Origin of the sequence: Macromonas nakdongensis, from assembly GCF_002837145.1 — a bacterium.
In the GTDB taxonomy this organism is placed as follows: Bacteria; Pseudomonadota; Gammaproteobacteria; order Burkholderiales; family Burkholderiaceae_C; genus Macromonas_B; species Macromonas_B nakdongensis.
Genome location: NZ_NWMV01000069.1, coordinates 1 through 7,431, shown reverse-complemented (window position 1 = coordinate 7,431; position 7,431 = coordinate 1). Strand labels below are relative to the sequence as shown.

Sequence of the window (7,431 nt, the reverse complement as noted above, 5' to 3'; positions counted from 1 at the left end):
GCAGGGTGCGGTCCAGCTGGTCCGCCAGGGCTCGGGCACCCTGGCCCACGGCTTGCGCCGCCTCGGGGGTGGCGGCCGCCGGCCGCTGCACCAGGCGCTGCACCAGCGCCTCGAGCGCGCGCAGGGTCTGGGCCGGGGCGGCCAGCTCCACCATTTCCAGGGCCCCCACGGCCTGGTGCAGTTGCTGGCGCAGCATGCGCAGGGGGGTGGCATCGACCTCGGCCAGGTCGGTGGCACGGGCAGTGGCGTTGTCGGCCACGAACTGGCGCACCGCCAGCACCGCGTCGTCGAGCGCGCGGCGCACCTCGTCCATCACCCAGGCCAGCGGGCCGAGGTCGCGCACCGGGGAAAGGGAGGGCGTGGTGGTCACCGACGTGGCCTCAGGCGATCTTGAAGCGCGCCACCGACTGGCGCAGCTCGTCGGCCACGCGCGACAGTTCGCGCACCTGCTGCACCGTGGAGCGGGTGCCTTCGCCGGTCTGCTCGGTCACGGCGAAGATGTGCTGGATGTTGCCGGCGGTCTGCCCCGCCAGTTCGGCCTCGCGGGTGGCGGTGCTGGCGATCTGCTCGATCAGCTCGGTCACCTGGCGCGAGAGGCGGTCGATGTCGGCCAGAGCGGCCCCGGCGTTGTCGGACAGGCGCGCGCCGGCCACCACCTCGCGGGTGGAGCGCTCCATGGCCAGCACGGCGTCCTGGGTGTCGGCCTGGATGGCGCGCACCAGCGCGGCGATCTGGCGGGTGGCGTCGGCCGAGCGTTCGGCCAGGCGCTGCACCTCTTCGGCCACCACCGAAAAACCGCGCCCGGCCTCGCCGGCGGACGCGGCCTGGATGGCGGCGTTCAGGGCCAGCACATTGGTCTGTTCGGTGATGTCGGAAATCAGCTCGGTGATCTCGCCGATCTCCTGCGAGGACTCGCCCAGGCGTTTGATGCGCTTGGCCGTGTCCTGAATCTGCTCGCGGATGGTGTTCATGCCGCCGATGGCGTCCTGCACGGCACGGGCGCCGGTTTCGGCCGCCAGCAGAGCCTGGCGCGCCGCGTCGGCCGAGCCCTGGGCCTGCACCGACACCAGGTTGATGCGGGTGGACATGTCCAGCACCGACTGGCCGGTTTCGCGGATCTCGCGCAGCTGTTCGGTGGAGGCGGCCAGCAGTTCGATGGAGGTGTTCTCGACGCGCGAGGTGGTGTCGGCCACGCGTTGCACCGTGCCTTGCACCTGGCCCACCAGCGAACGCAGTTCTTCCACGGTGTAGTTGACCGAGTCGGCAATGGCGCCGGTGATGTCCTCGGTCACCGTGGCCTGCTGGGTCAAGTCGCCTTCGGCCACCAGCTGCAATTCGTTCATCAGCCGCAGGATGGCGGCCTGGGTGGCGTCGTTGATGCGCTTGGCCTCTTTTTCCTGGGCCTGGGCCTCGGCCCGTGAGCGTTCGACCTCCTGCTGCTGGCGACCGGCCCGGTGGCGCTGCTGCTGCACCAGCCCCAGGGCGCACAGCACCGCCAGCGCACCGAAGACGGCGGGCAACAGGGCCCAGGCCGGGTGTGGCACCTCCCCCAGCCACCCCTGTACGGCGGTGGCGGTCATCGCCGCCAGACAGGCGAGCAGGCCCAGCGTCCAGGTCCGCTGGGCGCCGCCCGCACCGCGGGCCACGGCAGCGGGATCGCGCCCGGCCCGCGCCGCCGGCGCGCCGGGCTGGTCCTGTGAGGCTGGGACCCGGGCCGGTGGCAACGGCGCCGGTGCGGTCAGGGCACCGCTGCCGTACTCCGAATCGCCGAGCGATGAGCCGACCTCGCTCAAGGCCGAATCCAGGCTGGAAGGCGGATCGTCCGGCAGGACCGAGCGGGAAGCTTTCCAACGTTGGCGCAGGGAATCGAACATCGGGGTCCTCAAACGGTGGCGGCGTGGGCAAAGGCCGGCAGGCGCGGATCCAGGAACTGGGGCGACTGGGTCAGGGCCAGCAGGTCGAGTTCGACCCAATGCTGACCCTGGGCGTCGCGGCAGCGGTGCTTGACGCCCCACTCGGGGTCGGCGGACGGTTCCACCACCATGTCGTGGGCGGCGCGCAGGCCCAGCAACTGGTCCACGCACAGCGCCGCATGCACCCCCAGGGCCGGGTTCAGGTGCAGCCAGTACACGGTGTCGTCGCCACCGGCCACCGGCGCCTGGCCCGGGAAACCGAGCAGACGCACCCAGTCCAGCACCAGGGTCAGCCCGCCGCGCAGGCTGGCCACGCCCAGCACCCAGGGCTGGGTGTGCGGCAGGCGCTGCAGCGCGACGGGGTTGAAGATTTCGGCGGCCTGCGTCAGCGGCACCAGGGCGCGCACGCCCTGCCACGACACGCCCAGCCAGCCCGCCGCCAGCGGCCGCTCGGCCGATTCGGCCAACTTGCGCGCCAGTTCGGCCTGGAAGGTTTGCAGGGACAGGCGGGTGGCCATGCGGTCTGCGCGGGGGCTCAGCCCACGGCCTCGATCTTGGCCAGCAGCAGCTGCGGGTCCACCGGCTTGGTGATGTAGTCGCGCGCACCCTGGCGCAGGCCCCAAACGCGGTCGGTTTCCTGACTCTTGCTGGAGCAGATGAACACCGGCACCTTGCCGTATTCCGGGTGGCGCACGATGGTGCGGGTCAGCTGGAAACCGTTGGTGCCGGGCATGACCACGTCCATCAGGATCAGGTCGGGCAACTGCTCGCCCAGCTCCAGCAGCGCCTGTTCGGCGTTTTCGGCGGTGCGCACGTGGTAGCCGTTGCGCGTGAGCAGGCTGCGCAGGAACACCAGTTCGGTGCGCGAATCGTCCACCACCAGAATGTCTTTCACACCGGGCATGGCTGGCCTTCGCTCATGGGGACGTGTGGCGTTGCACCGCGTCCAGCAACTGCTCGCGGGTGAAGGGTTTGGTCAGGTGCTGTTCCGAGCCCACCATGCGCCCGCGGGCGATGTCGAACACCCCGTCCTTGGACGACAGCATCACCACCGGCAGCGCGGCGTGGCGCGGGTGGCGCTTGATGATGGCACAGGTCTGGTAACCGTCGAGCCGCGGCATCAGGATGTCGCAGAACACCAGGTCGGGGGCGAAATCGTGGATCTTGGCCAGCGCCTCGAAACCGTCTTCGGCCAGCAGCACCTCGTGCCCGCCCTGCCGCAGGAACAGCTCGGCGCTGCGGCGCACCGTCTGGCTGTCGTCCACCACCAGCACCTTGCGCGGCGTCTGAACGGTGTCGGTCATCGGCGGGCTCCTGTGCGGTGGCTGGGCGGGGGCGGGGCTCGGTCAGAGCTGGACCATCTCGAAGTCTTCCTTGCGCGCGCCGCACTCCGGGCAGGTCCAGTTCATCGGCACATCTTCCCACTTGGTGCCCGGCGCGATGCCCTCGTCGGGCGAGCCGGCTTCCTCGTCGTAAATCCAGCCGCAGATCAGGCACATCCAGGTTTTGTTGGCACTCATGGTCGAAAAAACGCTTGTCTTAGAATGGGTTCATTGTATCGATGCCTGCGCGGCCCGCTCAGCGAATGCCCCCCTCTTTCGACCTGCCCCCAGCGGACGCCCCCGCCGCAGACGACGCCCCCCTGGCCTCCCTGCCCTGCGTGATGGCTTTCAACGCCAACGACCCCAGCGGCGCCGGTGGCCTGGCGGCCGACCTGACCGCCATGTCCAGCGCCTCCTGCCACGTGCTGGCGGTGGTCACCGGCAGCTACGTGCGCGACACCCGCAGCGTGCACCAGCACATCGCCTTCGACGACGACGCGGTCGACGAACAGGCCCGTTGCGCCCTGGAAGACATGGCGGTGCGCGGCTTCAAGGCCGGCTTCGTCGGCAACGCCGAGAACGTCAGCAAGATCGCCGAAATTCTGAGCGACTACAGCGAGGTGCCGGTGGTGACCTACATGCCCGAGCTGGCCTGGTGGGACGAGGTCGAACGCGAGGACTACCTCGACGCCTGCGCCGAACTGCTGCTGCCGCAGACCACGGTGCTGGTGGGCAACCACAACACCCTGTGCCGCTGGCTGCTGCCCGACTGGAGCGAAGAACGTGCACCCGGCCCGCGCGAGGTGGCCCGCGCCGCCGCCGCACACGGCGTGCCCTACACCCTGGTGACCGGCTTCAACGCACCCGACCAGTACCTCGAAAGCCACCTGGCCTCGCCCGAGGCGGTGCTGGCCACCGCGCGATACGAGCGTTTCGAAGCCACCTTCCACGGCGCCGGCGACACGCTGTCGGCGGCGCTGTGCGCCCTGCTGGCCGCCGGCAACGACCTGCAGGAAGCCTGCGCCGAGGCCTTGACCTACCTGGACCAGTGCTTGGACGCCGGCTTCCAGCCCGGCATGGGCCACGCCGTGCCCGACCGCCTGTTCTGGGCCCACGACGACGGCCCGGCCGACGAAACCGATCCGGGCGCCAACCCGCTGGCCGACTTCCCGCTGCCCGACACCCACCATTGACCCGGGCCCCACGGCCCCCCTTCAGAACGACATGACCGACCGCAACCAAACCCTGTTCGACCGCGCCAAGCAACTCATCCCCGGCGGCGTCAATTCCCCCGTGCGCGCCTTCAAGGCCGTGGGCGGCACCCCGCGCTTCGTGCAACGCGCCCAGGGCGCCCACTTTTGGGACGCCAACGGCCAAAAATACATCGACTACATCGGCTCCTGGGGCCCCATGATCCTGGGCCATGGCCACCCCGCCGTGCTGGAAGCCGTGCAGAAAGCCGCCATGGAAGGCTTCAGCTTCGGCGCCCCGACCGAGCGCGAAGTGGAGCTGGCCGAAGAAATCGTCAAGCTGGTGCCCAGCATCGACATGGTGCGCCTGGTCAGCTCCGGCACCGAGGCCGGCATGAGCACCATCCGCCTGGCGCGGGGCGCCACCGGCCGCAAGACCATCGTCAAATTCGAAGGCTGCTACCACGGCCACGCCGACGCCCTGCTGGTGAAAGCCGGCTCGGGCCTGGCCACCTTCGGCAACCCCACCAGCGCTGGCGTACCACCCGAGGTGACGCAGCACACCCTGGTGCTGCCCTACAACGACATCGAAGCCCTGGAAGCCGCCTTCCAGGCGCACGGCGCCGACATCGCCTGCCTGATGATCGAACCCATCGCCGGCAACATGAACTTCGTGCGCGCCAGCGTGCCCTTCATGAAACGCTGCCGCGAGCTGTGCACCCAGCACGGCGCCCTGCTGGCCTTCGACGAGGTGATGACCGGCTTCCGCGTGGCCCTGGGTAGCGCCCAGAGCGTGTACGCCCAACTGATTCCCGGTTTCGAGCCCGACATGACGGTGATGGGCAAGGTGATCGGCGGCGGCATGCCACTGGCCGCCTTCGGCGCCAAGCGCGCCGTCATGGAGCAGCTCGCCCCGCTGGGCGGCGTGTACCAGGCCGGCACCCTGAGCGGCAATCCGGTGGCCACCGCCTGCGGCCTGGCCACGCTGAAGGAAATTCAGAAACCTGGCTTCTTCGAAGCCTTGTCGGCGCGCACCCAGCAGCTCACCGCCGGCCTGCAAGGCGCCGCCGAAGCGGCTGGCGTGCCCTTCGCCACCGACAGCCAGGGAGGCATGTTCGGCTTTTTCCTGATGAACGAGCTGCCGCAGAACTACGCCACCGTCATGACCACCGACAACGCCCGCTTCAACCGCTTCTTCCACGGCATGCTGGACCGTGGCGTGTACTTCGCGCCGGCGCTGTACGAAGCCGGGTTCGTGAGTGCCGCGCACAGCGAGGCCGATGTGGCCGCCACGGTGGCCGCGGCCCGTGAGGTATTTGCCACGTTCTGACCGCCGATGCCCGTGCCCCGGCGTCCGACCGGGGCACTCACAAGCCGGCCGGGTGCCGCGTCAAGCGGTCTGGAACACGAAGCTGTCGCTGTAGAGGTGCTCCAGGCTGGCGCCACGACCCAGAAAATCCGCCTTGGCGGCTTCGATCATCAGTGGCGATCCGCACAGGTAAATGGCGTGCTCGGACAGGTCCGGCCAGTCGGCCAGCACGGCGTCCTGCACATAACCGCGGCGCCCGGTCCACCCTTCGTCTGCACGCGAGAGAACCGGCACGTACTGGAATTCATACAGGCGTTCGCCCCAGCGCTGGATTTCGTCGTGCAGATACAGGTCTGCCGCGGTGCGCGCGCCCCAGTACAGGCTGACTGGGGGACAGTCCGGATCGTCCATCAAGGACTCCAGAATGCTCTTGATCGGCGCCAGTCCGGTGCCGGTGGCCACCATCAGCAGGGGACGGTAATCCTGTGGTCGGAAACGGAATCGGCCATGGGGCAACTCGATGTCCAGCGTTTCACCGGGCTGCAAACCGCTCAGGCGGCGGTCGGTGAACGCGCCCCCTGGAATGCGCCGCACGTGGAAATCCACCACCCCGCCATTGGGTTTGGACGCCATGGAAAAGCTGCGGTGTCGCCCATCGCCCAGTTGCACGTTGCCATACTGGCCAGGCAGGAACTCCAACCCCTCTTGCAACAGCCGCAGGCGCAGGTGAGTCACATCGGGACCCAGCGGCCGCACGCCTTCGACCGTGGCTTGCACCCGGGTCGGGGGTGAGCCCAATTGCAGCGGCTCGGCGCTGACCACCAGATCGCTCTGTGGCAGGGCCTGGCAGGCCAGGGCGTAACCCGCCTCGGCCTCTTCGGGGCTCAGGCCCATGGGCAGTTCGTCCTCGTATCCCACCCGCCCCTCCAGCACCCGCACGCGGCAGGTCCCACAGCCGCCGAAACGGCACTCGTGGGGCAATTCGACCTGACCGCGCAGGGCGGCCGTCAGCACGGCTTCGCCGGCTTCGACTTGAAAGCTCTGGCCGGTTTCCAGCCAAACGACGCGGTGGCTCATGTTGCTCTCCGGGAGCGGGCGTGCCCTGGGTTCATTTCTTGATGTCGGCCTGGACCAGCACCTCGTGGCCGGCCGCGGCCAAGGCGTCTTTCAGGGCTTGCAGCGCGGCCAGGCCACAGGCGGTGTCCTGTTCGCCATTGCCGCCACTCAGACCGACACCACCGACCACCTCGCCGTTGACCACGATGGGAAAGCCCCCGACAAAAACGGCAAATTTGCCCTCGAAGCTCCACTGGATGCCAAACGCCTCGTTGCCGGGCAAGGCCGGGCCATTGGGCGCGGTGTTGAACAGGTGGGTGGAGCGCTTGTGGCCAGCCGCGGTGAAGGCCTTGTTCCAGGCGATTTGGGGACCGGTGACGCGGGCGCCATCCATGCGCTCCAGGGCCAGGGGAAAGCCCCCTTCATCGGTGATGCACACGGTTTCGAGCACTCCGATTTCCTGTGCCTTGGCCAGGGCCGCACGGGCCATCAGGCGGGCTTCGTCGAGTTGCAGTTTCAAAGCGGATTTCATGGTGGTTTCCTGGTGTGAGAGGACCGCTCAAGCGCGGTAGATGATTTTGGTGGAGGAGAAGAATTCGAGGCCGACGCGGCCGGACTCACGGAATGTGGAGGTGGAAGAG

The 7,431-nt window shown here is 68.8% G+C and carries 9 protein-coding genes and 1 pseudogene; 2 read left to right on the top strand and 8 right to left on the bottom strand.

What is annotated here, in order from left to right; all coding sequences use genetic code 11:
- From CON77_RS10595 to CON77_RS10570, 6 genes and pseudogenes are all read right to left on the bottom strand, one after another.
- The coding region (locus tag CON77_RS10595; protein ID WP_157826914.1) for a hypothetical protein at positions 1–370 on the bottom strand (370 nt) is incomplete at its 3' end.
- Between the two features lie 10 nt (positions 371–380).
- Positions 381–1,409, bottom strand: a pseudogene (locus CON77_RS10590) (methyl-accepting chemotaxis protein); the annotation flags it as partial.
- A 473-nt stretch (positions 1,410–1,882) separates the two neighbouring features.
- Positions 1,883–2,431, bottom strand: a complete 549-nt coding sequence (locus tag CON77_RS10585) for a chemotaxis protein CheW (RefSeq protein WP_101049119.1) — start codon at positions 2,429–2,431, stop codon at positions 1,883–1,885.
- Between the two features lie 17 nt (positions 2,432–2,448).
- Positions 2,449–2,817, bottom strand: coding sequence for a response regulator (locus tag CON77_RS10580; protein ID WP_101049118.1), 369 nt, complete (start codon positions 2,815–2,817; stop codon positions 2,449–2,451).
- A gap of 13 nt (positions 2,818–2,830) precedes the next feature.
- Positions 2,831–3,217, bottom strand: a complete 387-nt coding sequence (locus CON77_RS10575) for a response regulator (RefSeq protein WP_101049117.1) — start codon at positions 3,215–3,217, stop codon at positions 2,831–2,833.
- Between the two features lie 42 nt (positions 3,218–3,259).
- Positions 3,260–3,433, bottom strand: coding sequence for a rubredoxin (locus tag CON77_RS10570; RefSeq protein ID WP_101049116.1), 174 nt, complete (start codon positions 3,431–3,433; stop codon positions 3,260–3,262).
- 65 nt (positions 3,434–3,498) lie between these two features.
- On the opposite strand from CON77_RS10570, the gene thiD reads away from it, so the two are divergent.
- A complete protein-coding gene (gene thiD / locus CON77_RS10565; protein ID WP_198552340.1) occupies positions 3,499–4,428 on the top strand; it encodes a bifunctional hydroxymethylpyrimidine kinase/phosphomethylpyrimidine kinase in 930 nt (309 codons plus the stop codon).
- A 31-nt stretch (positions 4,429–4,459) separates the two neighbouring features.
- Complete coding sequence (gene hemL / locus CON77_RS10560) at positions 4,460–5,755, top strand: glutamate-1-semialdehyde 2,1-aminomutase (protein WP_101049114.1); 1,296 nt, start codon at positions 4,460–4,462, stop codon at positions 5,753–5,755.
- 60 nt (positions 5,756–5,815) lie between these two features.
- Here the strand turns inward: hemL and CON77_RS10555 are convergent, their stop codons facing one another.
- Complete coding sequence (locus CON77_RS10555) at positions 5,816–6,811, bottom strand: 2Fe-2S iron-sulfur cluster-binding protein (RefSeq protein WP_101049113.1); 996 nt, start codon at positions 6,809–6,811, stop codon at positions 5,816–5,818.
- Positions 6,812–6,842: 31 nt separating this feature from the next.
- Positions 6,843–7,322, bottom strand: a complete 480-nt coding sequence (locus CON77_RS10550; protein WP_101049112.1) for a GlcG/HbpS family heme-binding protein — start codon at positions 7,320–7,322, stop codon at positions 6,843–6,845.
- Positions 7,323–7,431 lie beyond the last annotated feature (109 nt).